At 67.5% G+C, this 24,677-nt stretch carries 25 protein-coding genes; 13 read left to right on the top strand and 12 right to left on the bottom strand.

Going from position 1 to position 24,677, the window contains the following annotated elements; translation table 11 throughout:
* Nucleotides 1-15: 15 nt before the first annotated feature.
* The 4 genes from Q9R31_RS11780 to Q9R31_RS11765 all read right to left on the bottom strand — a co-directional run bounded on the left by Q9R31_RS11780 (nucleotide 16) and on the right by Q9R31_RS11765 (nucleotide 4,195).
* Nucleotides 16-789, bottom strand: coding sequence for a DeoR/GlpR family DNA-binding transcription regulator (locus tag Q9R31_RS11780; protein WP_311262913.1), 774 nt, complete (start codon nucleotides 787-789; stop codon nucleotides 16-18).
* A gap of 213 nt (nucleotides 790-1,002) precedes the next feature.
* Nucleotides 1,003-2,007 (bottom strand): 4-hydroxythreonine-4-phosphate dehydrogenase PdxA, encoded by a 1,005-nt coding sequence (pdxA, locus tag Q9R31_RS11775; protein ID WP_311262912.1) that lies wholly within the window; start codon nucleotides 2,005-2,007, stop codon nucleotides 1,003-1,005.
* Nucleotides 2,007-3,209 carry a four-carbon acid sugar kinase family protein gene (locus Q9R31_RS11770; protein ID WP_311262911.1) on the bottom strand — a complete coding sequence of 401 codons (1,203 nt, stop codon included), beginning with the start codon at nucleotides 3,207-3,209 and terminating at the stop codon, nucleotides 2,007-2,009. Before Q9R31_RS11770 ends, pdxA begins: the two co-directional genes overlap by 1 nt.
* A complete protein-coding gene (locus Q9R31_RS11765; protein WP_311262910.1) occupies nucleotides 3,206-4,195 on the bottom strand; it encodes a 2-keto-3-deoxygluconate permease in 990 nt (329 codons plus the stop codon). The genes Q9R31_RS11770 and Q9R31_RS11765 overlap by 4 nt, the downstream gene beginning before the upstream one ends.
* 171 nt (nucleotides 4,196-4,366) lie before the next feature.
* Between Q9R31_RS11765 and Q9R31_RS11760 the strand changes: the two genes are divergently transcribed.
* The 3 genes from Q9R31_RS11760 to Q9R31_RS11750 all read left to right on the top strand — a co-directional run bounded on the left by Q9R31_RS11760 (nucleotide 4,367) and on the right by Q9R31_RS11750 (nucleotide 6,526).
* Nucleotides 4,367-4,867, top strand: a complete 501-nt coding sequence (locus Q9R31_RS11760) for an SRPBCC family protein (RefSeq protein WP_311262909.1) — start codon at nucleotides 4,367-4,369, stop codon at nucleotides 4,865-4,867.
* 147 nt (nucleotides 4,868-5,014) lie between these two features.
* Nucleotides 5,015-5,434, top strand: a complete 420-nt coding sequence (locus Q9R31_RS11755) for a hypothetical protein (protein ID WP_311262908.1) — start codon at nucleotides 5,015-5,017, stop codon at nucleotides 5,432-5,434.
* Between the two features lie 135 nt (nucleotides 5,435-5,569).
* Nucleotides 5,570-6,526: a hypothetical protein gene (locus Q9R31_RS11750; RefSeq protein ID WP_311262907.1), complete on the top strand. Its 957-nt coding sequence runs from the start codon at nucleotides 5,570-5,572 to the stop codon at nucleotides 6,524-6,526.
* Between the two features lie 81 nt (nucleotides 6,527-6,607).
* Here Q9R31_RS11750 and Q9R31_RS11745 read toward each other — a convergent pair whose 3' ends face one another.
* Nucleotides 6,608-7,249, bottom strand: coding sequence for a helix-turn-helix domain-containing protein (locus tag Q9R31_RS11745; RefSeq protein WP_311262906.1), 642 nt, complete (start codon nucleotides 7,247-7,249; stop codon nucleotides 6,608-6,610).
* A gap of 51 nt (nucleotides 7,250-7,300) precedes the next feature.
* Between Q9R31_RS11745 and Q9R31_RS11740 the strand changes: the two genes are divergently transcribed.
* Nucleotides 7,301-7,747 carry a nuclear transport factor 2 family protein gene (locus Q9R31_RS11740; RefSeq protein WP_311262905.1) on the top strand — a complete coding sequence of 149 codons (447 nt, stop codon included), beginning with the start codon at nucleotides 7,301-7,303 and terminating at the stop codon, nucleotides 7,745-7,747.
* A gap of 12 nt (nucleotides 7,748-7,759) precedes the next feature.
* Nucleotides 7,760-8,194: a nuclear transport factor 2 family protein gene (locus tag Q9R31_RS11735; RefSeq protein ID WP_311262904.1), complete on the top strand. Its 435-nt coding sequence runs from the start codon at nucleotides 7,760-7,762 to the stop codon at nucleotides 8,192-8,194.
* A gap of 45 nt (nucleotides 8,195-8,239) precedes the next feature.
* Here Q9R31_RS11735 and Q9R31_RS11730 read toward each other — a convergent pair whose 3' ends face one another.
* Both Q9R31_RS11730 and Q9R31_RS11725 read right to left on the bottom strand, forming a co-directional pair.
* Entirely contained in the window at nucleotides 8,240-8,734 is a 495-nt protein-coding gene (locus tag Q9R31_RS11730; protein ID WP_311262903.1) for a GNAT family N-acetyltransferase, read from the bottom strand.
* Nucleotides 8,731-9,597 carry a ribokinase gene (locus tag Q9R31_RS11725; protein ID WP_311262902.1) on the bottom strand — a complete coding sequence of 289 codons (867 nt, stop codon included), beginning with the start codon at nucleotides 9,595-9,597 and terminating at the stop codon, nucleotides 8,731-8,733. The genes Q9R31_RS11730 and Q9R31_RS11725 overlap by 4 nt, the downstream gene beginning before the upstream one ends.
* Nucleotides 9,598-9,754: 157 nt before the next feature.
* Here Q9R31_RS11725 and Q9R31_RS11720 point away from each other — a divergent pair, with 157 nt between their 5' ends.
* The 3 genes from Q9R31_RS11720 to Q9R31_RS11710 all read left to right on the top strand — a co-directional run bounded on the left by Q9R31_RS11720 (nucleotide 9,755) and on the right by Q9R31_RS11710 (nucleotide 13,614).
* Nucleotides 9,755-11,197 carry an MFS transporter gene (locus tag Q9R31_RS11720; RefSeq protein ID WP_311262901.1) on the top strand — a complete coding sequence of 481 codons (1,443 nt, stop codon included), beginning with the start codon at nucleotides 9,755-9,757 and terminating at the stop codon, nucleotides 11,195-11,197.
* A 29-nt stretch (nucleotides 11,198-11,226) separates the two neighbouring features.
* Nucleotides 11,227-12,264, top strand: a complete 1,038-nt coding sequence (locus Q9R31_RS11715; protein ID WP_311262900.1) for a nucleoside hydrolase — start codon at nucleotides 11,227-11,229, stop codon at nucleotides 12,262-12,264.
* A 69-nt stretch (nucleotides 12,265-12,333) separates the two neighbouring features.
* Entirely contained in the window at nucleotides 12,334-13,614 is a 1,281-nt protein-coding gene (locus tag Q9R31_RS11710; protein WP_311262899.1) for a S8 family serine peptidase, read from the top strand.
* 12 nt (nucleotides 13,615-13,626) lie between these two features.
* Here the strand turns inward: Q9R31_RS11710 and Q9R31_RS11705 are convergent, their stop codons facing one another.
* From Q9R31_RS11705 to Q9R31_RS11695, 3 genes are all read right to left on the bottom strand, one after another.
* Nucleotides 13,627-14,409 carry a GntR family transcriptional regulator gene (locus tag Q9R31_RS11705; RefSeq protein WP_311262898.1) on the bottom strand — a complete coding sequence of 261 codons (783 nt, stop codon included), beginning with the start codon at nucleotides 14,407-14,409 and terminating at the stop codon, nucleotides 13,627-13,629.
* Nucleotides 14,410-14,500: 91 nt separating this feature from the next.
* Nucleotides 14,501-15,226: a hemerythrin domain-containing protein gene (locus Q9R31_RS11700; RefSeq protein ID WP_311262897.1), complete on the bottom strand. Its 726-nt coding sequence runs from the start codon at nucleotides 15,224-15,226 to the stop codon at nucleotides 14,501-14,503.
* Between the two features lie 134 nt (nucleotides 15,227-15,360).
* Entirely contained in the window at nucleotides 15,361-16,950 is a 1,590-nt protein-coding gene (locus Q9R31_RS11695) for an alkaline phosphatase D family protein (protein WP_311262896.1), read from the bottom strand.
* Between the two features lie 197 nt (nucleotides 16,951-17,147).
* On the opposite strand from Q9R31_RS11695, the gene Q9R31_RS11690 reads away from it, so the two are divergent.
* From Q9R31_RS11690 to Q9R31_RS11670, 5 genes are all read left to right on the top strand, one after another.
* On the top strand, nucleotides 17,148-17,858 hold the full coding sequence (locus Q9R31_RS11690; protein ID WP_311262895.1) for a GerMN domain-containing protein: 711 nt from the start codon (nucleotides 17,148-17,150) through the stop codon (nucleotides 17,856-17,858).
* A gap of 48 nt (nucleotides 17,859-17,906) precedes the next feature.
* Entirely contained in the window at nucleotides 17,907-19,169 is a 1,263-nt protein-coding gene (locus Q9R31_RS11685) for a S8 family serine peptidase (RefSeq protein ID WP_311262894.1), read from the top strand.
* Nucleotides 19,170-19,531: 362 nt separating this feature from the next.
* Nucleotides 19,532-20,380, top strand: a complete 849-nt coding sequence (locus tag Q9R31_RS11680; protein WP_311262893.1) for an alpha/beta fold hydrolase — start codon at nucleotides 19,532-19,534, stop codon at nucleotides 20,378-20,380.
* Nucleotides 20,381-20,485: 105 nt separating this feature from the next.
* Nucleotides 20,486-21,166: a class I SAM-dependent methyltransferase gene (locus tag Q9R31_RS11675; RefSeq protein ID WP_311262892.1), complete on the top strand. Its 681-nt coding sequence runs from the start codon at nucleotides 20,486-20,488 to the stop codon at nucleotides 21,164-21,166.
* A 193-nt stretch (nucleotides 21,167-21,359) separates the two neighbouring features.
* The gene (locus Q9R31_RS11670; protein WP_311262891.1) at nucleotides 21,360-23,039 is read left to right on the top strand and encodes a GAF domain-containing sensor histidine kinase; all 1,680 of its coding nucleotides are present in this window, start codon (nucleotides 21,360-21,362) and stop codon (nucleotides 23,037-23,039) included.
* Nucleotides 23,040-23,077: 38 nt separating this feature from the next.
* Here the strand turns inward: Q9R31_RS11670 and Q9R31_RS11665 are convergent, their stop codons facing one another.
* Both Q9R31_RS11665 and Q9R31_RS11660 read right to left on the bottom strand, forming a co-directional pair.
* Nucleotides 23,078-23,764, bottom strand: coding sequence for a response regulator transcription factor (locus Q9R31_RS11665; RefSeq protein WP_311262890.1), 687 nt, complete (start codon nucleotides 23,762-23,764; stop codon nucleotides 23,078-23,080).
* 137 nt (nucleotides 23,765-23,901) lie between these two features.
* On the bottom strand, nucleotides 23,902-24,675 hold the full coding sequence (locus tag Q9R31_RS11660) for an alpha/beta hydrolase (RefSeq protein ID WP_311262889.1): 774 nt from the start codon (nucleotides 24,673-24,675) through the stop codon (nucleotides 23,902-23,904).
* Between the last annotated feature and the right edge of the window lie 2 nt (nucleotides 24,676-24,677).

Raw genomic sequence — 24,677 nt, 5'->3', positions numbered from 1 at the left:
CGTACCCACCGGGACTTAGGCGGAAACAGCAGCCACCTCAACCTGTACCCCCGCGTCTCGGAACTTCTGCACCTGGGCGGGGTCGGCGCCGTCGTCCGTCACCAGGGTCCAGGGGAGGGCCAGCCGTGCCCAGGCGTGGAACGGCCGCAGGCCGAGCTTGGACGAATCGGCCAGGACGTAGACCTCCCGCCCGCGGCGGGCCATGAGCTCCTTGAGCCTGGTCTGGGCGTGGTCGGCTTCGCAGATGCCGTCCTCAGCGGTGACGGCGTCGGCGCCTAGGAACACCCGGTCGAAGCTCATCCGCTCCAGGGCCGCCTCGGCGAGCGGCCCCACGAAACTCTGCGAAACGGTGCGCAGCCGGCCGCCCAGGCAGTCCACCTCGATGCCCTCGGACTCGGCGAGTTCCTGCATGGTGTTGATGCCCGGCGTCGTCACGGACAGCTTCTCGAACCCGCGCAGTTCGTGGGCCAGGGCACCGACGGTGGAGCCGGCGTCGAGCAGGATGTTCTCCCCGGGCCGGATCACTCCCGCCGCCCAGCGCGCGATGGCGTGCTTCTGCTCGAACGCCTCACCCGTGCGCTGCCGCAGCGACGCCTCCGGGTGCGCGCCCAGCGCCATGGCGCCGCCGTAGGTGCGGGCCAGCCGGCCCTGCCCGTTCAGGAGTGCCAGGTCGCGGCGGATGGTGGACGCGGTCACCTCGAACCGGGCGGAGAGTTCCTCCACGGAGGCCAGGCCGGTGGTCACGGCAAGGTGGTAGATCTCCTCGCGCCTCGCGTTTGCGCTCAGCATTCCCGGTCTCCTTCCCGTGGGCATGGCGGTGGCAGTGGTACCCATGCTAGTTCCGGCCCAGGTTTCGCTCCCCACCCGCCCCCTAACCTCGCAAGCTCGGCCAGGGAACCCTGCGGGCGTGGGCCCAGGTTTCGACAGGCTCAACCACCGGCCCGGAGCCAGCAAAACGGCCGGTCAGCAATCCTACGCTGACCGGCCGTTTCTTCTGTGAGGCTAGAGAGCCTCGTCGCGTGCCGGCGCCAGGTCCACTGCCTGCCGCAGTGCCTCCAGCAGCGACTCGTGGTCCGCGATGTTCTTGCCGGCGATGTCGAACGCGGTGCCGTGGTCAACGGAGGTGCGCACCACGGGCAGGCCCACGGTGATGTTCACGCCGTTCTCCAGGCCCAGGACCTTCACCGGGCCGTGGCCCTGGTCGTGGTACTGGGCCACCACCAGGTCGAAGTCGCCGCGGCCTGCCAGGAAGAACAGGGTGTCCGCCGGGAGCGGGCCAAAGGCGTCAATGCCGTCCGCCTGGGCCTTTTCGATGCCCGGCTGGATCTTCTCCGCCTCCTCGCCATAGCCGAACAGGCCGTTCTCGCCCGCGTGCGGGTTGATGGCGCACACGGCGATCCGCGGGTTCCCGATGCCGGAGGCACGCAGCAGCTCATAGCCGCGCTTGATGGTCCGGTACACCAAGTCCCCGTTGATCTTGGCGATCGCATCGATCAGGCCGATGTGGGTGGTCACGTGGATGACGCGCATCTTCGGCGCGGTCAGCATCATGGACACTTCCTCGGTGCCGGTCAGCTCGGCCAGGAGCTCCGTGTGGCCGGGGTACTTGTGGCCGGCGGCGTGCAGGGCGGCCTTGTTCAGCGGTCCGGTGCAGATGGCGTCCACCTGCTTGTCCATGGCCAGCTGGACGGCCTTCTCGATGAAGAGGTAGGAGCCGTGGCCGGCTGCGGCGGAGAGCTCGCCCCAGGCGAGGTCCTCCGGGATGCAGTCGATGTCCAGCACGTCGATGGTGCCCTCGTCGAACAGGGCCTCCGACGGTGCCGAGACCTTGCGCAACGTCAGCGGGCTGGCGACGATGTCCGCGGCGAGCTGCAGCCGGCGGAGGTCGCCGATGACCAGCATGCGTGCCTTTGACCGGAGTTCGTTGTCGGCCAGGGCCTTGACGATGATCTCCGGGCCAATGCCGGCCGCATCGCCCATGGTGATGGCAACTATCGGGCGTCCCATTATTTGATACTCATTTCAGTCGTGGTTCCAGTAAGAAATCGTGTGGTGCGGGCCAGCGTGCCCGCGTCCCCGAACGCGCCGGCCTTGGTGACCAGCAGGGGGAGGGGCTCGGGCAGCAGGCTCACGACCACGCCGGGTTCAATCTCCCCGAGGACCGTGAAGCTGCCGGCGCCGAGGGCTTTCAGGACAGCAGTTGCCGTCTCACCTCCCGTCATGACGAGGGCGTCGCAGTGGCCGATGCCCGCGGCGGTGGCGCGGGCCAGTGCCTCCGCTACCACAAGCGCCTGCGACTTGTCGATGGTTCCCATCGGATCGGGCGTCAGCACCACATCGTTCCGGGTCATCGCCTCGGCCACCTTGCGGGCAACCGCGGGATCCTCCAGGGCGTCGTGGTCCAGCGTGATGTGCTCCGCGCCGGCGGCGACAAGCGCCTCGGTTTGCTGGCGGGCCAGGCTGGAGTAGCTGCCGATCACCGTCAGGGTCCTGCTGACGCGCCGCACCTGCGCATTCCGCGCAGCTTTTTCGTTTTCACGTGCAGCGATGTGCCCTGCGAGGCCGCCGGATCCGACCAAGAGCGCCGGAAAGTCGAGCAGTTCAGCGGCAGCCGCGATGCGCTCAAGGTCAGCGTCGGAAACGGCGTCCAGGACGACGGCGTCAATCCCGCGGTCCTGCACGTCCCGCAGGTGCCGGGCCAGTTCCTCAGGGGTGCGTCCGCTGGTTCCGGCCACTTCGGCGGTGAGGCCGCCGGCGGCAAGCGCCGCCGCGACGTCGCCGTCGTAGTTTCCTTTGGAGTGGGGAGCACCGTTGACGTGCACGATGCCGCCGAGGGTGGTCCGTCCCGTGCCCGGGAACGCCGGAGCCACCACCGCCAGGCCCTTGCTGCGGCCCTGCGTCAGCCGCGCCAAGGTTGCCGCGACTTCCGCGCCTACGTTGCCTCGCAGCAGCGAATCAATCTTCTTGAAGACCCGCCGGTGCTGACCCAGGGCCCGGTCGGCCGCCGTCGTGACGGCCCTGGCTGCTTCCGCGGGCGCCAGGTAGCGGCTCTCCGTGTTGATCGAAAGGATCTCCGCGTCGGGCCACGTGCTGTCGACGTCGAGGATGACGGAACTGCTGTGCGTGGGCCCGTAGGCTGCGGCCGCATCCGCCGCTCCCGTCAGGTCATCGGCGATGATCGCCCAGCGCATGGCTGCGTTGGTGTTCATACTGCTCGGGACACCTCAGGAGTTTCCACGGTCTGCTTGGCTTTCAGGCGCTTAGCGTACCAAGCAACCATGAGGGGGCAGCCGATGGCGGTGACCACCACGGACGCGGCGACCAGCACGGTGGCCGGGCCGGCTGCGGGGGCGTAGGCCGGGTTGGCTGCCGCCACCAGCATGGGAACGGTGGCTGCGTTGCCGGCGGTGGTGGCTGCCGCCAGGCCGGCAATGCCGGAGCCTCCGGTCAGCTTGTCGGCGAAGAAGAGCACGGCGCCGCCGGCGATCAGCACGAACAGGCCAAGTCCCACTCCGAGCAGGCCGGCGTTGACGACCTGTCCCAGGTTCAGGCCGAAGCCAAGCGCGAGAGCGAAGAACGGAATCAGGACGGGGGCCGCGGAGGACAGGAACTTGCGCATGGCCGGATCCAGGGCGCCCAGGATGGCTCCAAGGAGCAGGGGGATGATGGCGCCCACCAGGGCCTGCCACGGGAAGGCGGACAGGCCGGCGACGCCGAGGGTCACCATGGTCAGGAAGGGGCCGGATTCCAGCGTCATGACGGAGTAGGCCGCCACGTCCTTCGGCTTGCCGTACTGGCCCATGAGGGCCATGTACATGCCGCCGTTGGTGTCATTCAGGGCCGCCAGGATGGCCAGGACGGAGAGGCCCGACAGGATTCCGCCGTCAATGGGAAGTTCGCCCAGGAACCGGCCGGCGACGACGCCGATGATGATCGCGAACAGAACCTTGCTGCCGAAGAGGACACCGCCCTTTTTCAGGATGTACGGGGTGGCCTTGATATCAATGCTCGCGCCCATGCAGACGTAGAAGACCGCGAGGATCGTGGTGCCGCCGGTGAAGAGTGCGCCGGTAAAGGAGCCGAAGAACTTGGCGGAATCCGGTGCGAAGGTGCCGAGAATGGCGCCGATGAGCAGGGGGATGAGCATCATGCCGCCGGGAACTTTTTCCATGGTGGCCTTGATGGGGACAGACATGTTGCAACCTCATTGTTGTTGGGGGAGAGGGGCCGAGCGCTTGGCTCGAAGCATGATGTAGATCATATCCGGAACTGCGCGTTTGGCGCAACCCTTCTTGCGCGAAGTGCGCATGCCGAATTTGTCGCAGGGCCGGCGGCAGAAGAAGTGACGGTCTGTAAGGATGGACCAATGAACCAGGTCAGCATCCGCCAGTACCAGGAATCCGTCACCGTCCAGGCATCAGCCGAGACACTCTATGACCTGGTCTCCGGCATCACCCGCACCGGTGAATGGAGCCCGGTGTGCACGTCGTGTTGGTGGGACGACGAGGATGGCGCCGGCCAAGTCGGCGCCTGGTTCACCGGGCGCAACGAGCTCCCGCACAGGACCTGGGAAACCCGGTCCCAGGTGGTGGCGGCCGAGCGCGGCCGCGAGTTCGCCTGGGTGGTGGGCGGCAAGTTTGTCCGCTGGGGCTTCACCCTCACCCCGTCAGGCTCGGGCACCATCCTCAGCGAGTCCTGGGCATTCCTGCCGCACGGAATCGCCATGTTCGGGGAGAAATACGGTGCTGAGGCGGACGCGCAGATCGCCGACCGCACCCAGCAGGCGCTCGACGGCATCCCGAAAACGCTCGCCGCGATCAAGAGGATTGCCGAGTCCGTCGATGCAAATCAGGAAGCCAGGTCCTAAGACTGTGTCATACCCTTCCCGCGAGTAGCATTGCTGCCACTTGACCAGCGTCGGAAGGAAGCAGCGCCATGCAGTACGTCGTCATGCAGGTGATCCTCAAGGAGAAACTGTGGGGAATCGGCTGCCACCCCTGAACCGGCCGCCGCAATGAGTCAGTATGCCGTCCTGGAGGCCCGCCGACGATGGACAAGAACCATCGCCTGGATCCTGCTCGTCGTCGCGTCGATGGTCCTGATCGGCTATGGGATCGTGCGCGCCGATTTCTTTATCTGGCTGCCCACTCCGGCTGAGCAGGAAGAGTCCGTGATCGGGAGCCGCTACATCTACGCCGGCTGCCTGCTGTCCGTCGCGGCAGCCATCTGGTCGCATGCTCGGGGCAACCCCGTCTGGGTGACCGTTTGCGTGGGGCTGCCGGGAGTCCTCGTAGGCTGGGCGGCACTGGTGAATCCCTACAACCTGATGCGCTTCCTGGCCGCCGTCGTTGCGTTCCCGCTGGCCCTGAGCGGGGTCGCTGAGGTTATCTGGGCCCGGGGCCGCCGGCAAAGATTCACAGCGCCCGGCCCTTGACAGCCGGTCCGGCCCGTAAGGAGGATCAAGGTGCCGGTGCGCGTGACTGTGTCACGCACGCCGGCCTGCGGTTCGCTGCTGGAAAGGGGGTATGGGATGCGGCCAGCACTCCCTCGTGAAAAACCCTTCCGGCGCGTGGCCGCAGTTTCCGCAGCCCTGCTGGTGCTCCTTGCCACGGCCTGCACGCCCAAACCGCCGGAGCCCCCTCCGAACGTGCCGGATGTACATATCGCCGCCGTGGGGGACATGAACCCCGCCGACAACCTTGACCCCGACAGTCCGTCCGGCCGCAACGGCGCGGCGATTGCCAAGCTCGTGGAGAACAACGAGATTGACGCGTTCCTGGGGCTGGGGGATTTTCAGTACGAAACCGGCTACTGCGACGGCTACGTGAACACGTGGACGAAGTTGTGGGGCGGCACCATTCCCAAGCTGTACTGGGTGTCCGGCCCCAACCACGACTGGGAGCCGGGCCGCAACGAAGACCTGGCGAAGTTCATGAACGGCCAATGCAAAGGCTCGACGGAGAAAGCTGCGATCAACCAGGAGCGTGGGTCCATCGGGAACGGGGAACCGTATTCGAAGGACTTCGGAAACTGGCACTTCGCGTTCCTGTCGTCCGCGCTGTGGCGGTACGACCAAAAGAAGGCCTCGGATGCCACCAAGTGGCTGGACAAGGACCTCGCCGCTGCCCAGAAGGCCGGCAAGCACCTGGCCGTCGTCTACCACGAGCCGTACTTCACATCGGACACCGACGAGCACGGGCGGGCTGGAGACCAGAAGCCGTGGATCGACGTAATGTGGAAGTACCGGGTCCGCCTCACGCTGTCCGGGTCGCAGCACAACTACGAACGGTCCTGCCCGGTGAACAACGCGGACAAGTGCGTCAAAGACGGAATGACGGCGTTCCAGGTATCCACGGGTGGCATTGATTTGCGCCCGTTCACCAGCAAGCCGCGCTACATCGAGAAGCGGTTCAGCGACACCCGCGGGTTCCTCCGGCTGACCTTGCACGGCAACGGGTCCTTCGACTGGAACTTCGTTCCCACCACGGGGTCCAGCACGGACTCGGGCACACGCTCCGCGAATTAGCCCAGCGCGATCCCTGTCGCAGCAATGAAACGACGACGGCGAACACGGCTTGGGAGCGTCACCGCCTGGAAACGCGGTCCGCTACCTCCTACGGACGAGAGCGCCGATCCAGGTGGCGGCGAGCCAGTCCGAGAACCTCTCGTCGCTCCAGCCCCGTTGCCCCACGAGCTGGGCCCACAGGGTGCCGTCCATGGTCGCGTACATGACGTCCCTGCATTCCTCTTCGCTGACGGCGAGCTGGCCGGTCCCGGCAGCTGCGTGGGCGTAGCGGGTGGCCACGTCCAGCCGCCGGTCCGCCCACTCGGCCAGCATCGCGGCGGCGTCGGGCTCGCTTGCAGCGGCTCCAGCGAGGGCATCGAGGAGCGGATAGATACGGCGGTTGCTCGCCGTCACGAACACGGCGTGCCGGCGGATCCTGTTCGGCAGGTCCGGCTCGGCCAGGATCGACTGCATCTCCGCACGGTCATACAGGGTTACGTCCGCATCATCACCACGGAAGTCCACATACCAAACGTGCCTCAGCAGCCCCGCTTTGGTGCGGAACGCGGAGTACACGGTCTCCGCGGCGACTCCGGCCCGCTCGGCCACCTGCTTGATGGTGGTCTGGCCGTACCCCTGTGCAATGAAGAGCTCGTTCGCCGCAGCGATGATGGTCCGCCGTGTTTCTGCAGCCTGCTCCTGGCGGCGGCGGGAGTCATACTGCCTCTTGATTTTCCGTTCCATTGGATGCATTATAACTGTATTCAAAACAGTCTGACTGTAATGGAGTTGATCATGTCAACTGAAACGGATGCATTCCTGGCCGAAATGATTCCCAAGCAGCGAGCGGCGGACGGTGCAATCCACGATGGCGACGTAGCTCCCCGCCTCGCGCTGTGGTCGCGGAACGATCCTGTGACCCTCTTCGGCGCGCAGCTCAGCGGCTCCGGTTGGCCCGAGCTGGAGCCGATGTTCCAGAGCGTGGCCTCGTGGTTCACTCATTCCGATTCCTTCGACCTCGAGATCATCTCTGCCGGCGCAAGCGGAGACCTCGCCTACACCGTGGGCTACGAGCACACTTCCGCCAACGTCGAGGGGACACCGCGCCGGTATACCTTGCGCGTGACCCACGTCTACCGCCGCGAAGACGGTAAGTGGCGGATTGTGCATCGTCACGCGGATTTCCCGCCGGGGGAGGCCTCTGTCCCGTTGCCCGGCGTACCGACGGGCGTGAGTGGTTGAGGGTGGGCGGCCATGCAAGAGGAGACAGCAGCCTTCCTGGCTGAGATCCTGCCGCAGCAGCGGGACATGACCTTGGCGCTGCATAAGGGCGACGTGGCACCCCGCATAGCCCTGTGGTCGCACCGGGACCCCGTGACGTTGTTCGGAGCGCATATTTCCGGCGCGGGCTGGGCGGGCCTTGAGCCCAAGTTCCGCCAGGAGGCTCTCCGGTTCACGGGCTCGGACGGGTTTGAGTTCGAGGTTGTCGCGGCAGGTGCCAGCGGCAGCCTTGCCTACACGGCCGGATTAGAGCACAGCAGCGCGGTTGTCGATGGCCTTCCGGCCGTCTATACGATGCGCACAACACACCTCTATCGCCGAGAAGAGGGCATCTGGCGGATCATCCACCGGCACTCCGATCTCCTCGCAGACCAGGGCCTCGGGGGCCGAACCCCCGGATCGCGCTGAGAATCGTCCGGAAGAATGGGCAAAGTGTGGGCAGCGGCCAAGGCGTTAGAGCTCCAGCCGGAACACCCACAGCAGCACATCCTCGCCCGGAACATACCAGTCCCGCTCCGGCGCGCGGCGGAACCCCAGTGATCGGTACAGGGCGTGCGCCCGCTCCATGAACGTGGCACTGGTGATGCTGATCGCCCCGATCCCGGGCAGTTGCCGGGCGTGCTCCACAATCGCGCGCACGACCGCCCGGCCCACACCGCCGCCCTGGTGGGACGGATCCACCGCCAGCATCCGGAACTCCAGCTCCCCGTCCCGGGCGATCTCGCTGTACGGCTGGCCGGCGAACGTCAGCGTCACCGCCGCCACCACCGTCCCGGCGGCCTCCGCCACCCACACCTCCGCATTGGCGGCGCGGTGCTCCACGTCCTCCAGCACGCTCATGTAGGGATGATCGGCAGCGAAGTGCCCGGCGCGCAGGTAGGCGTCCCGGGTGATGCGCCCGACCTCGGGAAAGTCCGACGGCGCCGCCCGCCGCAGTGCCACGCTCACCGGAGGTCCAGGGCCGGGGCAGTCCGCTCCACGTAGTGTCCCAGCCGTGCCAAATCGGGCTGGGAGGAAGGATCGCCGACGGCAGCGCCACCCACGGCATTGGCAACAGCAAGCGCCGAGGCGGAGTCCATCCCCGTCCGCAGTGCCAGGACCAGGGCGGCGCAGAACGCGTCACCCGCGCCGATGGTGTTCACCACACTGACGGCAGGCGCCGATACCTCCGCCACCTTCCGGCCGTGCTCGAAGAGGGCGGAGCCCTCGCCGCCATACGTCACCGCCACGAGCTTGGCGGATGCGAGGGCCGGGATCAGGGCGTACTCGCTCTCGTTGACGATGACCAGGTCGCAGCGCTCCAGCAGTTCCGCCGGCAAGTCCATGGCCGGCGCCGCGTTCACGACAAAGAAGCCCTGCGCCTTCCGGGCGGCTTCCAGCACCACGGGCAGGCCCACCTCCAGCTGGCACAGCACCGTCTCGTCCGGGCCGAACACCACCCCGTCGAGGGAAAGGCGTGAGTTGGCACCCGGGCACACCACGATCTGGTTCTCGCCCTCGGCGTCCACCACGATCAGCGCCGTCCCGGTGGCCTCCGGCAGCACCGCGACGTCGGCAGTATCGACGCCGGCCGAAGCCAGGGCGTCCAGCATCCCCTGGCCGTGCGCGTCGCTGCCCACCGCCCCCACCATGCGGACCCGGCCGCCCAGCCGCGCCGCGGCCGCAGCCTGGTTGGCACCTTTTCCGCCCGGCTGCCGCGACAGGAGGGCGCCGCCGATGGTTTCGCCGGCGGTGGGAAGCCGCTCTGCGGTGGCGATCAGGTCCAGATTGATGCTGCCGACCACGGTGACGGCAGGAAGTCGATTGCTCATGGGAAGACTCTCTGAAGGGGGAGGCCCGGAAGCGGCCGGGATTGGGAAATAGTGTAACTCATGGTTGTACTTGTGAGTCATACATGGTTGTATAACAACTCGAATCGCCGTTCCGAAGACCGGGATTCCCCACCCTGCTCGAACAAAGGAGTTTGATGTGAACGCCCCAACCCCCGCCACGGCCGCACCTCCCACCCAAGGCGGTGCCGGCGTCGTCCTCGCTGACGACGCCGCCAAGCTCTCCGGCAGCCGCGCCGCCCTGCTGATTTCCACGCTGCTGCTGGGTGTGCTGTCCTTCCAGCTCAACGCCAGCATGGTCACCCCGGCGCTGCCGCAGATCGCGGCCGACTTCGGCCGCGGCGCCGAAAGCACGGCCCCCGTCCAGTCCATGTTCTTCCTGGCCGGCGCCATCGCCGGGCCCGTGATCGGCCGGTGGAGCGACTTCATTGGCCGCCGCGCCGCCCTGCTGCTGGTCCTGGGCATCATGGGCGCCGGCACCATCCTCTGCATCACCGCACCCACGCTGGAACTGCTCATCGCCGGCCGGTTCCTGCAGGGCGTCTCCAGCGCGGTCTTCGCGCTCGCCTACATCGTCCTCAGCGAGAACCTTCAGGCCAAGGTGTTCGGCACCTCCGTGGGCATCATCGCCGCCATCAACGGCGGCATCGGGGGAGTGGATGGCTGGGTGGGCGGACTTATGGCCGAGACCCGGGGCTTCCGGTCCATCTTCGTGGCGGTACTCGTCCTGACCGTGGTCGCTGCCGGCTGCATCCTCCGCATTGTGCCCGCCGGACGGCCCCAGGGAGTCCGCGGCGCCATGGACTGGTGGGGTGCCGGCTCCCTCTCGCTGTTCCTGGTCTTCATCACCTACTTCGTCTCCGACGGATCCGCCGCCGGCTGGACCTCGCCCACCGCCCTGGCCCTGCTGGCCGGCACCATCGCCTCTTTCACCGCGTTCTGGCTGATCGAGAAGCGGCGCAGCCACCCGCTCATCGCCGTGCACCACCTCCGCTCCCGCCAGGTGTGGCCGGTCATCGCCACCACCGTCCTCACGCTCGCCGGCATCTTCGCCATCATCAACTTCACCGTGGTGCTGCTCAGCCAGGACCACGACGGCGGCTTCGGGCTTTCCGCGTCCGTCTCGGCGTTGCTGTTCCTTACCCCCGCCGCGCTCATTGGCGTCTTTGCCGCACCTCTGGCGGGCTGGCTGGCCGACCGCCGGGGCTGGATCAAGACCCTCCGCGCCGGCACCGGCATGAGCCTGGCCTGCGCCATCGCCGCCGCCTCGTTCTCCACCAGCCAGCTTGCCGTGCTGATCGCCGTCGCGGCGCTGGGCATCTTCTACAACGGCCTGTTCCTCACCGCCATCAACGGGCTCTCGGTGCTGCTGTCACCGAAGGAAGCTCCGGCTGCCCTGCCCGGCATCAACGGCGCCTCCTTCGGCATCGGGGCGAGCCTCGGCGTCGTCCTCGTGGCGCCCTTCGCCGCCCAGGCCACCGCCGCCGGCTACGCCACGGCCCTTTGGATCTCCGTGGGCATCACCGCCGCCGCGTTCATCGTCAGCCTCTTCGTCGCCGCCCCCAAGGGCGAGACCCTCTAACCCCTTCCCCCAACGAAAGAAGCACCGCCATGACCACGCCCTCCCCGATCTACCTGGACTGCGACACCGGGATCGACGACGCCCTCGCCCTGGCCTACCTGCTGGCCGCCCCCGCCGCCGACGTGGTGGGAATCGGGACCGTCAGTGGCAACGTCAGTGCCGCCGTCGGCGCCCGCAACACCCTGGACCTGCTGGAACTTGCCGGCTCCGCACACATTCCCGTGGCGCTGGGGGCGCACCATCCGCTGGCGGGTTCCTTTGGCGGCGGGGCGCCGTGGGTGCACGGCGAGAACGGGATCGGCGAAGTTTCCCTCGCCCCCGCTGCGGCGTCACTGGCCGGGGAGTCCGCGGCGGAGATGCTGGTGCGGCTCGCGCGGCTGTACCCGGGGACGCTGCGCGTGGTGGCCATCGGGCCACTGACCAACATCGCGGAGGCGCTCCGGCTGGAGCCGGCACTGCCGTCCCTGGTGGACACCGTCACCGTGATGGGCGGGGCGGCACTGGCACCCGGCAACATCACGCCGGTGGCGGAGGCCAACATCCACAACGACCCCGAGGCCGCCGCCCTGGTGCTGGCCGCGGACTGGGATGTGACCCTGGTGCCGCTGGACGTGACCATGGCTTCGGTACTGGAGGAGCACCACCGGCAGGAGTTGCTGGCGTCCTCCTCGCCGGTGGCGCAGGCGCTGGGGGAGATGCTGGGCTATTACTTCCGCTTCTACGAGGGCATCTACGGCCGGCCGTGCTCCGCGATGCACGATCCCCTGGCCGCGGCGCTCGCCGTGGGTGCCGTGGCGCCCGCCGTCGCGCCGGTGGTGCGTGCCGCCGTCGACACCTCCGACGGCCCGGGCCGCGGGCAGACGGTGTGCGATATGCGCGGGCGGTACGCGGGCTACCCGCCCGTGAAGGGTGCCCGGTGCCGCGTGGTGCTGTCGCTGGAACAGGACTTCGCCCCGCACCTGGTGGAGACGCTGCTCGCCTTCTTTGAAGGCGCGGGTTCAACGGAAGGCGCCGGTTCCTTGGAACGCACGACGGCGGCACTCGCCTCAGCGGGTTCGCCCGCCTGACGCCCGTGTCATTCGGATACTGCCTTTGGCCCCTATTCAAGTGTTACTGGTGGGGCGCAAGATAACGCCATGAAAAGAACACTTCTGGCGGGTCTCGCATCGGTCGTGATGGCGCTTGGCGCCATCACGATCGTCGTTCCAGGCAACGCTGCCGCACCGTCCTCGCCCGCAGGTTCGTCTCCGGTATCCGGACAGATTATGGTCAAATTCCGGGACAACGGTGCGGCCCCCGCTGTCCTCGGCCAACATGACCTTCGGGAAGGCCCTGCCATCGGCAGCACCGGAGCGCACCTGATCACAGTGCCAGCCGGCCAGGAGCGCCAGCTCATTGAGGCGTTGAGCCGCAATCCGGCGGTGGAGTACGCCGAACCGGACGAACTGGTTACGGCTACCTCAAATGACGAGTTCTTCCCCCGCCAATACGCCCTGCAGAACGTGGGCCAGGAATTTATGAACACCGCTGGCACCAAAACTGTGGCCGGAGGCGCCAAGGACGCTGACGTGGACGCCGTCGAAGCCTGGACCGTGACCACCGGCGCCGGGAAACGGGTTGCCATCATCGATTCCGGCGTCGCCATCAACCACCCGGACATCTCGTCGAAGGTTGTTGAACGGGCCAACTTCAGCGATAAGACCATCGTTGGCGATGAGGACTACGACAAGTACGGCCACGGCACCCACGTGGCAGGCATCGTAGCCGCCACCCGGGACAATGCGATGGGCGTTGCAGGTGTATGCCCGGACTGCGCCATCCTGGACGCCAAAGTGCTCAACGACAGCGGGTCCGGCTCCAGCTCGGGCATTGCCAAGGGCATCGACTGGGCGGCGAGCCACGGCGCCAAGGTCATCAACATGAGCCTGGGGCAGCGCGTTTCGTCACGGACACTCGAAGCTGCCGTCAACAACGCCTGGAATGCGGGGGTGGTCATCGTAGCCGCTGCCGGCAACGCCGGTACGCAGGCCCAGGTCTATCCCGGCGCATACCCCAACGTCATTGCCGTCGCCGCCACTGACAACAGGGACGTGAAGGCATCCTTCTCCACCTACGGCAAGTGGGTGGATGTCGCTGCCCCAGGCGTCAGTGTCTACTCGACCTTTCCCACCTACCCGTCCACCCTGGGTGTCCAGAACGGCCGGTCGGTGGGCTACGACATAGAGAGCGGTACTTCGATGGCATCACCGATCGTCGCCGCGACCGCCGCGCTTGTGTGGAGCACGGCGGCCGGGACGTCCAACACAGCCGTCCGCGCGAAGGTCGAATCCACCGCAAAGGCAGTCAACGGCACGGGTACCTACTGGAAGTACGGCCGGGTGGACGCCTGCAAGGCGGTGGGGTGCACCAAGCCCTAGGCCCGCCCTCACCTAGGACTGCAGGGACTGCATCACGGACAGGTGCCCGGCGCGGGCCGAGACCAGGCACTTTGCCAGGTAGAACGGCCGGTTGGTATGCCGGACGAACTGCGTCAGCACTAGGACCGGGTCCGACGGGCGCAGATCCAGCAGCTTCGCGCGGCTGGGACCCACCTGGCTGAGGCTGATCTGGCACTCGCCCGGCCCAGCTAACCTGCCCAGCTGGTTGTTGAGCGTGGCAAGCAGGGTGGCGCCGCCGTCGTCCTTGATCTCAAGGGGCGCGGCGGCGCCCTTGCCGATGCTGACCGGCTGGGCGCTGACGTTTTCCTGCAGGTGGGCGATGGCCTCGCCGTCACGGATCAGGACGGATTCCCACAGCCAGCAGTCGCTGCCCGGCTCGATGCCGATGCCCGGGGCGACGAACTCGGAGGCGGCCTGCCGCACCACCTGGGTGCGCTTGACCTCCAGCGTCTGGCCGGGGCCACCGAGCACCTCTTCGAAGGGGCGGATCCGTTCGATGCCGATGCGGGGGAGCGTGTCCGAGACGAACCGCCCCACGCCGCGCCGCGCCCGGATGAGCCCGTCTTCCTCAAGGAGCATGAGGGCTTCACGGACCACGGTGCGGCTGACCTTCATGTCGGCACCGAGCTCGGTCTCGGTGGGGATCATGGAGCCGGGCGTCAGGAGGCCGTTGCGGATGGCCGCTGCGATCCGGGAGTACACGGCCACCCGCAATGGCGAGCCGGGCTGGGCGGCCACCGGCTGGGACAGGAACCGGGCGGCGTCCTGGTGCACGTTATGCCTCGCTCTATGGTTGGTCTCTCGGGGATTCCAGCCTAGAACAAGTTGCACGCGTTTGTTGGACAAGCAGCCTCTAATTGATTCCCTACAACGTCTCGGGAATCGGGCGTCCCGGGAAGAGCGCTGCGTACTGTTTCCGGTACATCCGCCGCCCCACCAGGCGATAGGCGAGCCGGACCGGGGGAGGGATCTCCTTGAACATCTCCTTCCGGTCCGCCGGGGGATTCGTAGCCAGCACCATGCCGAGGTACCCCACCAGGAACTTCTTGTCGAGCTCCTGGATCCCGTGCTGTCCGGCCGCCTTCATCTCCTTCTCCGTCATCACCCTGTCCGCAACCGGCATCATCTCTGTGACCTCGCGGCGCAGATGGGTGCTGAGGACACGGGACAGGTCTTCGTAGCGGGCAGCAAGTTCGGCCGCCGACTCTTCGTCCCCCGTCCGCATCCAGCGCAGCCGGACCGGTTCGATGGCCTCGAGCCTGGAGGTGACCTGCCGGTGCTGTTCGAGCATCTGCCCTATGTGCAGGGCGCACGCCGGTGCCCGCTCGGTCAGCTGCGGGTACATCAGCAGGTCCTCGCCTTCGTGGTGGATGTGGAGCACCTTGTCGAAGTTCCCCAGCACTTCCCCCACGTAGGCGGCGCGGGCGGTGTCACCCGCCGCGGCGGAGCGCACCAGTCCCGGCGCTTCCCCGTAGGCCCAGAGGAAGAAGCGGTGGATGCGCCGCATGCCCGCCGTCCCACCGCACAGGATGGGTCCTGCCGGCAGGGGAGGGGCAGTCTCGCCGGGCTGCATGGTGAAGAAGTCGGTCATTGCCTGGCCCCTGTCGTCAATCAGTGAGACGAAGGCCCTCTCCCCGCGAGCATCGTAGCCCCGGGCCCGGAGGCGCACAATGCCCGGGAGGAAGGTCGACGGCGGGACCCGCCGTCGACCTTCATCCGGAAGTATCAGGCCCGCGGCTGCAGCCCCGGCACGCCGTCACGGATCTCGAAGGAGGCCTTCGTTGCCACCGGTGCGCCCGGCGTCGTGACGTGGTCCAGCACCCGGAAGTCCGCGGTCATGGCGTCCCTGGTGATGCGGGTGTTCACGTAGCCGCGGTTGTCGTTGTAGAACTTCAGGTGCGGGTTCCAGGCCATGGTGGCGTCCGTGGTGGAGCCCGTGCCGTCGCCGGTGGAGGTGATGGACGTGCACACCAGCTCCGAGCCCACCACGGGGGAGGCGGTGTCCTTGTAGTCCACCTTCACGTCGTTGGCCCAGTGCCGGTGCACATCGCCGGTGAGGACGACGGCGTTGCGCACCTTCGCGTCGATCCACCCCTGGGTGATGCGGCGGCGGGATGCCGCGTACCCGTCCCAGCCGTCCATGGAGACGTCGTCGATCTCCGGCGCCTGGTCCCGGTCGCGCTCCGCGAAGAACACCTGCTGGCCCAGGATGTCCCACCGCTGGGTGGAGTTCCGGAACCCGTCCAGCAGCCACTTCTCCTGCTCGGCGCCCGTGATGGTCCGGTCCTCCGCGAGCCGCCCGGCCACGTTCTTCCTCCAGCCGTCGCCCGCGAGCTGGTCGTCGCGGTACTGCCGCGTATCCATCATGTGGAAGTTGGCCAGCTGGCCCCACTGGATCCTCCGGTAGATCTTCATGTCGGGGCCGGCAGGCAGGGACGACGGCCGCAGCGGCATGTTCTCGTAGTACGCCTGGAACGCGGCTGCCCGGCGCCGCCGGAAGTGCTCCACGCTGTCGTTCAACTGCCCGGCGTCGTTGTTCTCCGGCACGTCGTCCGCCCAGTTGTTGTCCACCTCGTGGTCATCCCAGACCACCGCCCAGGGTGCGATCGCATGCGCAGCCTGCAGGTCGCCGTCGGCCTTGTACTGCGCGTGCCGCTGCCGGTAGGTCTCCAGCGTGACGGTCTCGGGACCCTCGTGGTCGCGCGGGTTGCCGCCGCCGATCACGTAGCTGCCCTTCTTGTACTCGTAGAGGTAGTCGCCCAGATGCAGCACCAGGTCCGGGTGGTCCTCCGCCAGGCGCCGGTAGGCGGTGAAGTAGCCGTGCTCGTACTGCGCGCAGCTGGCGAATGCCATGGCCAGTACGGCCGGCGTCTCGTGCAGCGCCGGGCTGGTGAGGGTGCGGCCCACCGGGCTGACGTACTTTCCGGTGCGGAACCGGTAGAAGTACTCACGGCCCGGCTTCAGCCCGCGCAACTCCACGTGCACCGAGTGCGCGGTCTCGGTCCGCGCCTGCTCCACACCACGCGCCACCACCGTCCGCATGCCGTCATCCTCGGCCACCTCCCACTGCACGGCCACCGGGCGCGACGGCATGCCGCCCAGCCCGTCCTCGGCCACCGGGTTTACGGCCAGGCGGGTCCAGAGGACGAAACCGTCCGGCCACGGCTCGCCCGACGCGATGCCGAGCATGAAGGGATCGGTGCGGAGACCGGCGTCGTCAGCGGTGGAAACGGCGACGGCGGTACCCGGTAATGCGGCGACGATGCCGGCTCCGAGGCCGGCGGAGATGAGGGTTCTGCGGGAGATGTTGTCCATGGCGCCCACGCTATTTCCAGCTCTTGTACAGCTTTCGAGGAGGATATGAACGGCCGGTTAACGGCATGACAAGAACTGTTGATTGATGCACCCCTGCCGGTGCTCGGACCCGGACTTTAGTCCCTGTTCTGGACTAACCCTCAGGCGTAACGTGAAAGCGGATTCCGCAACCGCGGGACCGCATCCAAGGGGGCATCATGAGCGGGCCCAGGCTTTCGGCGTTCAGCGTTCTCGGGCTCAGCAGCCTGCTGGTCCTCACGGGATGTTTCGGCCCGCCCGCACCGGCCCCCTCCAGCAGTTCCGCGGCCCCGGCCCCCACCACCAGCGCGTCCCCCGGCAGCGCCAGCCCAAGCACGACAGCGGCCCCCACCACATCGGCGAACCCCACCACGACGCCCGGCAGCTCAGCCGCGCCCACCACCTCGGCCGCCGCGCCGCCGTCGTCCGCTCCTGCCAGCCCGCCGCCCACGATGGAACCAACGCCCACCGGCCTGCCCGAACAGGTGGCGCCGCTGACCGTCTACTACGTGGCCGTCGGTGACAACGGCGGGTCAGGTCCCGCGATCGGCTGCGGCGACAGCCTGGTGGCCACCACCACAGCCCCCGTCCGCTTCACCGACCAGGTGCGGCCCAGTATCGAGGCTTTGCTTGCAAATAAGAGCCGCGACGTCGGCCAGTCCGGGCTCATCAACGTCCTCTACCAGTCGACCCTGACGTATCTGGGCGGCGAACTGAACGGCAGCACCATCACCATCTCGCTCTCCGGGCAGTTCATGCTTGGTGGCGTCTGTGACGTCCCCCGCGCCAAGGGGCAGCTGGAATACACGGCCATGGCGGCGTCCGGGGCCACGAGCGCGCAGGTGTTCGTCAACGGCCGCCCCATCGACGAGGTGCTGAGCCTTAAGTAGGGACTTTGCCCCTATCCGGTGCTGTGTGCGGTGCCGCACCATAACCCCATGAAGAAAGTCGTCATCGCCGGCCTCACCGCGGCTGTCCTCTCGTTCGGGGCACTCACCGCCGCACCCGCCGTCAGCGCGGCGCAGCCCACGTTCCCGGCCGCAGTCGGGCACATCCTGGTCAAAACGTACGACGACGGCGCGGCCTCCGGCGTGCTGCACCAGTACGGTCTTTCGGCCGGCTCCGCCGTGGGCGGCACGGGTGCGCGCCTGGTCCAGGTGCCCTCCGGCCAGGAACCCCGGCTGATCGAGGCCCTCAGCCGGAACCCGTCCGTTGAATACGCCGAGCCGGACGAACCCGCCCGCCCGGCAACCAGCGACACGTACTTCCCCCGCCAATACGCCCTGCAGAACACCGGGCAGTCCTTCACCAACACGCGCGGCGACATCAAGGTACCCGCAGGCACGGCAGACGCCGACGTCGACGCCGTCGAAGCCTGGAACGCAACCACTGGCACCGGCATCAAGGTGGCCGTCCTGGACTCGGGCGTGGCCAGCGACAACCCGGACATCGCCCCCAAGGTGGTGGCACGCGCCAACTTCAGTGACGCGGCCACCAAAACCGGCGACCCAGTGGCGGAGGACTATTACGGCCACGGAACCCATGTGGCCGGCATCGTCGCCGCCACCGCGAACAACTCGGCCGGCGTGGCCGGCGTATGCCCGGGCTGCACCATCCTGGCCGGGAAAGTCCTGAACGACAGCGGGGTAGGGTCCAGCTCAAGTGTTGCCGACGGCATCAACTGGGCCGTCAGCAACGGCGCCAAGGTAATCAACATGAGCATCGGAGTGCGCGCCTCGCGGACCCTCGAGGCTGCCGTCAACAACGCGTGGACCAAGGGAGCGGTGCTGGTGGCGGCCGCCGGAAACGGTGGAAACCAGACCAAGATCTACCCCGGTTCCTACCCAAACGTCATCGCGGTGGCCGCCACGGACAACAACGACCTCAAAGCATCCTTCTCCACCTACGGCGCCAGCTGGGTGGACGTGGCGGCACCCGGCGTCAACGTCTACTCCACGTTCCCGAACCACGACTTTGCCCTGGAAGTTCCCAACAACCGCTCCAAAGGCTACGACGTGGGCAACGGCAGCTCCATGTCCTCGGCCATCGTGGCCGCCACCGCCGCGCTCGCCTGGAGTTCCCACCCCGGCGCCACCAACGCCTCGGTCCGGGCCACCGTGGAATCCACCGCGGACAGGATCTCAGGAACCGGCACCTACTGGGCGTACGGCCGGGTGAACGCCGCGAACGCCGTCAAATAGAACATCGTCAATAGAAGCGGTCCCACGGAGCCGGAGCCCGGCCAGCAGTTTTCTGCACGTTTGTGCAGTGCAGTTGGGATTCTTCTCCGGGTGCTCATTCTGATGCCCGCGGGCCCTCGCCCATCCGAACAAGCTACCCACCAGTAACAATGAATCGCTCCGCGCCCTGCTGCCTGCCGGACGGACGCCGGCAAAACGCGGTTCCGTTCCCCGCACATTCGTGCAGGAGGGGTCACCTCGCGGGCCAGGCTGCCTAGCATTTTTAGGACCGCAGCCCGGCTCCTGGTTGGCACAACGTGGCCCACCGCCGCCAGCAGCCCCGGCCGCGGCACCATTGCTGACACGCGAACAAAGAGGTTTATATGTCACTGCTGAAACGTGCCCTGTCCGCCGCCGCAGCCGCCGTCCTGGCCGGCTCGCTCTCCGTGGTTCCAGCCCAGGCCGACACCCTGGACATCGCCCCTCCGGGCGCCAACGACTGGTCCTGCAAGCCTTCGGCACAACACCCGTACCCGGTGGTCCTGGTACCCGGAACGTTCGAAAGCATGGCGAAGAACTGGTCCACCCTGTCGCCCTACCTCAAGAGCGCCGGCTATTGCGTCTTCGCCCTTAACTACGGCGAGACCAACGGCGTCTACGCAACCGCCCCGGTGGCCGACTCCGCGAAGGAACTCGCCCCGTTCGTTGACGCCGTCCGTGCCGCCACCGGTGCTGCGAAAGTGGACCTGGTGGGCCACAGCCAGGGCGGCATGATGCCCCGCTACTACATGCACCTGCTGGGCGGGGCGAAGTACGTCCACCACCTGGTCGGCATCGCGCCATCCAACCACGGCACCCAGGGCCTGATCGTGCCGCCGCCGGACGCCGTCCCCGACCCCGCCTACACCACGCTGGGCTGCGCGGCGTGCGCGGACCAGCAGGCCGGATCCGCCTTCCTGCAGGAACTCAACGCCAAGGGCGACACCATCGCCGGGCCCTCCTACACCGTGATCTCCACCGTCCACGACGAAGTGGTGATCCCCTTTAACAGCCAGTTCCTGGTGGGCCCGTCCAGGCAGGTCACCAACATCACCATCCAGGACAAGTGCCCGGCCGATGTCTTCGAACACGACCAGGCCCCCAACGATCCTGTGGTTCACCAGTTCGTGGCGAACGCGCTGGGCCAGGCGTCCGGCCCCGCAGACCCCGCATACCAGCCCAGCTGCCTGTAACCCCGGGGGCTTAACCAGCAGCGCCCGGCCCCACCCTTAAGCCGGCCCCGGCCCCAGCACTCCGTGCCATGATGAAAGCCAGACCAGTCCCAAGGAGGTTTCCTGATGGACCGCGTACCTGGCGGCACGGAGGGCGGGGTGGGGCCGGGCCCGCGGCAGCACCCATTTTTCGCCCGGGCGTTTGCCCGTGCCGTGGGCGCGATGGACCGCCGCGGGGCCGCCGGGCATCGCCGCCGGATCCTTGCCGGGCTGCAGGGCTCAGTCATCGAAATCGGGGCCGGGGCGGGCTCCTGCTTCCCGCTCTACCCTCCCGCCGTCACCCACGTCCTGGCATTGGAACCCGATGATTACCTCCGGGGCGTGGCGCAGACACAGGCGGCAACGGCCAGCGTCCCGGTAACGCTGGTTGCCGCAGCCGCAGAGAACATACCCGCCGAAACCGGCAGCGCCGACGCTGTGGTGGCCAGCCTTGTCCTATGCAGCGTCAAGGACCCGGCCGCCGTGCTCGCGGAGATCCGCCGCGTCCTGCGCCCCGGCGGAACCCTTGCCTATTACGAGCACGTCCGGTCCGGACACCCGGTCCTGGCCAGGGCAGAAGACCTGCTGACTCCGGTATGGGGGCGTTTCATGGGCGGGTGCCACCTCAACCGGGACACCCTGGCCGCCATCACCGCAGCAGGGTTCACGGTCCAGGACAACCAGCGCTTCGGCTTCGCCGTGCAGCGGCTGAATCCTCCGCTCGCCCACATTCTGGGCGCTGCCACCAGCCCGGGCCCGCCCGGCTGAAGCGCCCGCCGCGGGGGCGAGGTCCCGCCGTCGTACCTTTTGGCGGCAGGCAGCCAGGACGTAACCGTTAAGCCGCTGGACCACCAGGGTTGTTAGCATGGTGGTGAGAGACACTGGGGGCTGTCACAAATCGGATCCACGGGCGATGCAGCCCGCCGTGGGTGATGCTCCTTTATGACTGAGGTGTTTTCTTATGTGGCGTGAACCAATCAGACGGCGGACCAGGGAACTCCTGCGTGAGTTCGTGGACCGGGCAGATGAACTGGTCCGCACCCAGGAACATGTGGAGGGCCTGCTCGGCGCCGTCGTTTCCCTGACAGAAGACCTAAGCCTCGAAGCGGTACTGGACCGTGTGGTGCAATCAGCGTGCGAGCTCGTCGGCGCGCGGTACGGGGCTTTGGGCGTCATCGGAGACGACCTGCAGCTCAGTCATTTCATCACCGTCGGCATCGATGACGACGGCGCCCGGCTCATCGGTGACCTTCCAACCGGCCACGGCGTCCTGGGGCACCTGATCCGCGAACCCAGTCCGGTGCGCCTCCAGGACCTTGGCGAACACCCCATAGCGGTGGGTTTCCCGTCCGAGCACCCTCCCATGAAGACCTTCCTGGGCGTCCCGGTCCGGGTCCGGGACGAGGTTTTCGGCAACCTCTACCTGACGGAAAAGATCGACGGCCAGGACTTCACGGCCGAAGACGAAGACCTCGCCGTTGCCCTCGCCTCTGCCGCCGGCGTGGCAATCCAGAACGCGCGGTTGTTCGAGGACACCAAGAGCCGGCAGCGGTGGCTGGAAGCGGGTATGGACGTCAGCGACCGGCTGAAGGCCAATCCGCGGTCCGACACGAACAACCTGGACATGATCGCGGAGCGTGCATTGCACGCCTCGGCCTCGGCGTTGTCCGTTATCGCTTCAGTGGCGGGAGACGGGAGTTTGCGGTGCCGGACCTCGCTTGGCGTCCAATCCATACCTGCCGGGCAGGAGCTGCCGGTGGGCGAGGGCGTGGCCCAGGTGCTGGCCACGGGGGAGTCCAGGATCGTCAAGGACCCTCTCACGGTGTTTGAGGGCGCGTCCGACGAAAAGCTGGGCCCGGTCCTGCTGGCTGCGCTGGGCAACAACATCGACGGCCACCGGGACACCGTGTTGATCCTGGCCAGGCCTTCCGGCGGAGCGCGGTATACCGATGTTGATGTTGAACAGAGCGCTGTCTTCGCCTCCCGGATCGGCCTGACGCTGGACCTGCTGCGGGCCAACCAGTTGCGCGAAGAACACGCGCTCTTCATTGACCGGGAACGGATCGCCAGGGACCTGCACGACCTGGTCATCCAGCGGCTGTTCGCGGCCGGGTTGAGCATCCAGGGGCTGCGCCGCTACACCGGGGATCCCCTTGCACATGAGCGGCGCGTCGCCGGAATCACCACCGAACTGGACGATTGCATCCACCAGCTTCGCGACACCATCTACGCCCTCCAGGCCCGGGAACAGGACGGGGAGCTTCTGAGCGGGCGCGTCCTGCGGGCGGTCCAGGAAGCTGCCAACGCTGCCGGATTCCTCCCGAGGATCCAGCTCTCGGGCCCCGTCGACGATGTGGTGGGCGACGAGGTGGCCGAACACTTGTTGCCGGTGCTGTCCGAAAGCGTCAGCAACGCCGTCCGGCATTCCGGCTCTGAGGACATCTACGTCCACCTGTCCGTGCAGGAGGGCGAGGTGGTACTCACCGTCCGCGACCATGGCTGCGGCTTCGCAAGCCCTGGCCGGATCAGCGGACTGAACAACATGAAGACCCGGGCGTCCCGCCTCGGCGGGACGTGCATCATTGACAGCGCCCCCGGCAAGGGCACCAGCGTGACCTGGACGGCGCCCCTCCCGAAATGACCGGCGGCTCCCGGGTCCCGGGGGTGTCATCTGGGGTGTCAGTGCAGCAGTTCCCAGGCGCGCGGGATTGGAACCGGGATCAGCTGGCTGCGGCGCCGGAAGCCCAGCTTCTGCAGGACAGAGGACACGCAGGCAGCCACTACCTCATCGGCCACCATCAGGTCCTGCCCGATCTGCTGGTTGGTCAGGCCGCGGGCCATGAACGCAAGCACGTTCCGCTCCCTCTCCGTCAGGCTGTCCAACCAGGAGGCAGAGGACGCTGCGTACAGGCTTTCGGCAATCCTTTCCCTGACCCCTGGCCGTAACAGTGAACTGCCTGCTGCGGCGCTGCGGATTCCGTCCAGCAGTTCACTGTTGTCGCTCACCTGCTTCAGCACGTACCCGGAAGCGCCCGCCAGAACCGCCGCCCGCACAGCATGCTGTTCATCCCAGCCCGTCAGGATCAGGCACCTGACACCCGGGGCAGATGCGCGCAGGTCACGGCAGACCTCGATTCCTGTTCCGTCGGGCAGCCTGTCGTCCAATACGGCGAGGTCCGGTTCCAGGATGGGGATTAGGTGCCTGGCTTCGGCGGCCGAACCGCTTTCGCCGGCGATGACGAACCCATCGTTTTCGAGCAGGTCCCTCAGCCCCCGACGCACCGGTTCATGGTCATTGAGGATGAAGATCCGGGCGGCCCAGGCCGGAGACCGAAGTGAATCCCGGGGTGCTGCGGGTGTATCCATGAAGAAGCTCTCATCGGGTCGATGGCCTCCCCGGCCGCCGTGTCACCGCGGCCGCCCCGTCCGGAAGGATCCTCGCTCAATCATGTCGCGTCCCGGCACCGCAGCAGCAGGGCCAAAGGTCCGGTCCTGCCTGCTGCTTATTGTTCCGGTGCGCCGCTCTCGGCCCTCGCCCAGTGCTCGCGGAGCAGTGCGGCAACCCGCTGCGGTTCGATCCGGTGCGGTGGATCAAAATGGTGCCGGTCTGGAAACACCTCAAGCCGGAAATCAGGGAAGACCCTGCCCAGGCGCCCGGCGTTGTCGGCATAGTCATCAGGATTGCTTTTGCCGCCCAGGATGAACAGCACCGGCCGGGCGAAGGCGGCCAGGCGGTCCCGGTCCAGCTTGTACGACTTGAACGTCCTGATGAAGGCGCCGATCCCGGCCGGCCGCTTGGCCATCCAGGGCGGCGGGGGGCCGGGCGGCGGAGGCGGCAGGACGACGTCGTCCCTCACTCCCAGCCGCATGAAGGCGGGCATGAATTCCTCCGGCGGGAGGCCCTCCAACTGGTCATACTTTCTCCACAGCTCCCTGTGTTCAGGGCTCCAGTCCCAGGTGCCCGCCCACGCCGGCTCGAGCAGTGCCAGGCTGCGGAGCCTTTCCGGATGGGCTGCGGTCAGCGCCAGGGTGGCTGAGCCGCCGCCGGAGTACCCCACGAGATGGAACGTGTCCCAGCCGCGGCGGTCGGCCTCGCGGAGCACGCCGTCCGCTTCGGTGTCCAGGCTCCAGTCCGGCGGTGGTGCATCGCCGCCGTAGAGCTCCAGGTCCTTGGCGACGCTGTCCACCCCAGGTCCAAGTGCCTCCAGCAGGCCGCCGTAGGCAGGGCCGGCCGGAAGGACGCTCCCCGGCAGCAGGATCACGCGGATCGGTTCCATGG

The organism is Pseudarthrobacter sp. BRE9 (genome assembly GCF_031844305.1).
Classification (GTDB): domain Bacteria; phylum Actinomycetota; class Actinomycetes; order Actinomycetales; family Micrococcaceae; genus Arthrobacter.
This window is presented reverse-complemented; position numbering and strand designations above follow the sequence as displayed.

Coding starts and splice junctions, on each gene's coding strand:
- Q9R31_RS11700 (WP_311262897.1), bottom strand. CDS start 15,226: ATGACCGACTTCTTCACCATGCAGCCCGGCGAGACTGCCCCTCCCCTG.
- Q9R31_RS11665 (WP_311262890.1), bottom strand. CDS start 23,764: ATGGATACACCCGCAGCACCCCGGGATTCACTTCGGTCTCCGGCCTGG.
- Q9R31_RS11770 (WP_311262911.1), bottom strand. CDS start 3,209: ATGAACACCAACGCAGCCATGCGCTGGGCGATCATCGCCGATGACCTG.
- Q9R31_RS11735 (WP_311262904.1), top strand. CDS start 7,760: ATGCAAGAGGAGACAGCAGCCTTCCTGGCTGAGATCCTGCCGCAGCAG.
- Q9R31_RS11690 (WP_311262895.1), top strand. CDS start 17,148: ATGAGCGGGCCCAGGCTTTCGGCGTTCAGCGTTCTCGGGCTCAGCAGC.
- Q9R31_RS11755 (WP_311262908.1), top strand. CDS start 5,015: ATGAGTCAGTATGCCGTCCTGGAGGCCCGCCGACGATGGACAAGAACC.
- Q9R31_RS11695 (WP_311262896.1), bottom strand. CDS start 16,950: ATGGACAACATCTCCCGCAGAACCCTCATCTCCGCCGGCCTCGGAGCC.
- Q9R31_RS11670 (WP_311262891.1), top strand. CDS start 21,360: ATGTGGCGTGAACCAATCAGACGGCGGACCAGGGAACTCCTGCGTGAG.
- Q9R31_RS11760 (WP_311262909.1), top strand. CDS start 4,367: ATGAACCAGGTCAGCATCCGCCAGTACCAGGAATCCGTCACCGTCCAG.
- Q9R31_RS11765 (WP_311262910.1), bottom strand. CDS start 4,195: ATGTCTGTCCCCATCAAGGCCACCATGGAAAAAGTTCCCGGCGGCATG.
- Q9R31_RS11780 (WP_311262913.1), bottom strand. CDS start 789: ATGCTGAGCGCAAACGCGAGGCGCGAGGAGATCTACCACCTTGCCGTG.
- Q9R31_RS11675 (WP_311262892.1), top strand. CDS start 20,486: ATGGACCGCGTACCTGGCGGCACGGAGGGCGGGGTGGGGCCGGGCCCG.
- Q9R31_RS11710 (WP_311262899.1), top strand. CDS start 12,334: ATGAAAAGAACACTTCTGGCGGGTCTCGCATCGGTCGTGATGGCGCTT.
- Q9R31_RS11740 (WP_311262905.1), top strand. CDS start 7,301: ATGTCAACTGAAACGGATGCATTCCTGGCCGAAATGATTCCCAAGCAG.
- Q9R31_RS11725 (WP_311262902.1), bottom strand. CDS start 9,597: ATGAGCAATCGACTTCCTGCCGTCACCGTGGTCGGCAGCATCAATCTG.
- Q9R31_RS11660 (WP_311262889.1), bottom strand. CDS start 24,675: ATGGAACCGATCCGCGTGATCCTGCTGCCGGGGAGCGTCCTTCCGGCC.
- Q9R31_RS11715 (WP_311262900.1), top strand. CDS start 11,227: ATGACCACGCCCTCCCCGATCTACCTGGACTGCGACACCGGGATCGAC.
- pdxA (WP_311262912.1), bottom strand. CDS start 2,007: ATGGGACGCCCGATAGTTGCCATCACCATGGGCGATGCGGCCGGCATT.
- Q9R31_RS11685 (WP_311262894.1), top strand. CDS start 17,907: ATGAAGAAAGTCGTCATCGCCGGCCTCACCGCGGCTGTCCTCTCGTTC.
- Q9R31_RS11680 (WP_311262893.1), top strand. CDS start 19,532: ATGTCACTGCTGAAACGTGCCCTGTCCGCCGCCGCAGCCGCCGTCCTG.
- Q9R31_RS11745 (WP_311262906.1), bottom strand. CDS start 7,249: ATGGAACGGAAAATCAAGAGGCAGTATGACTCCCGCCGCCGCCAGGAG.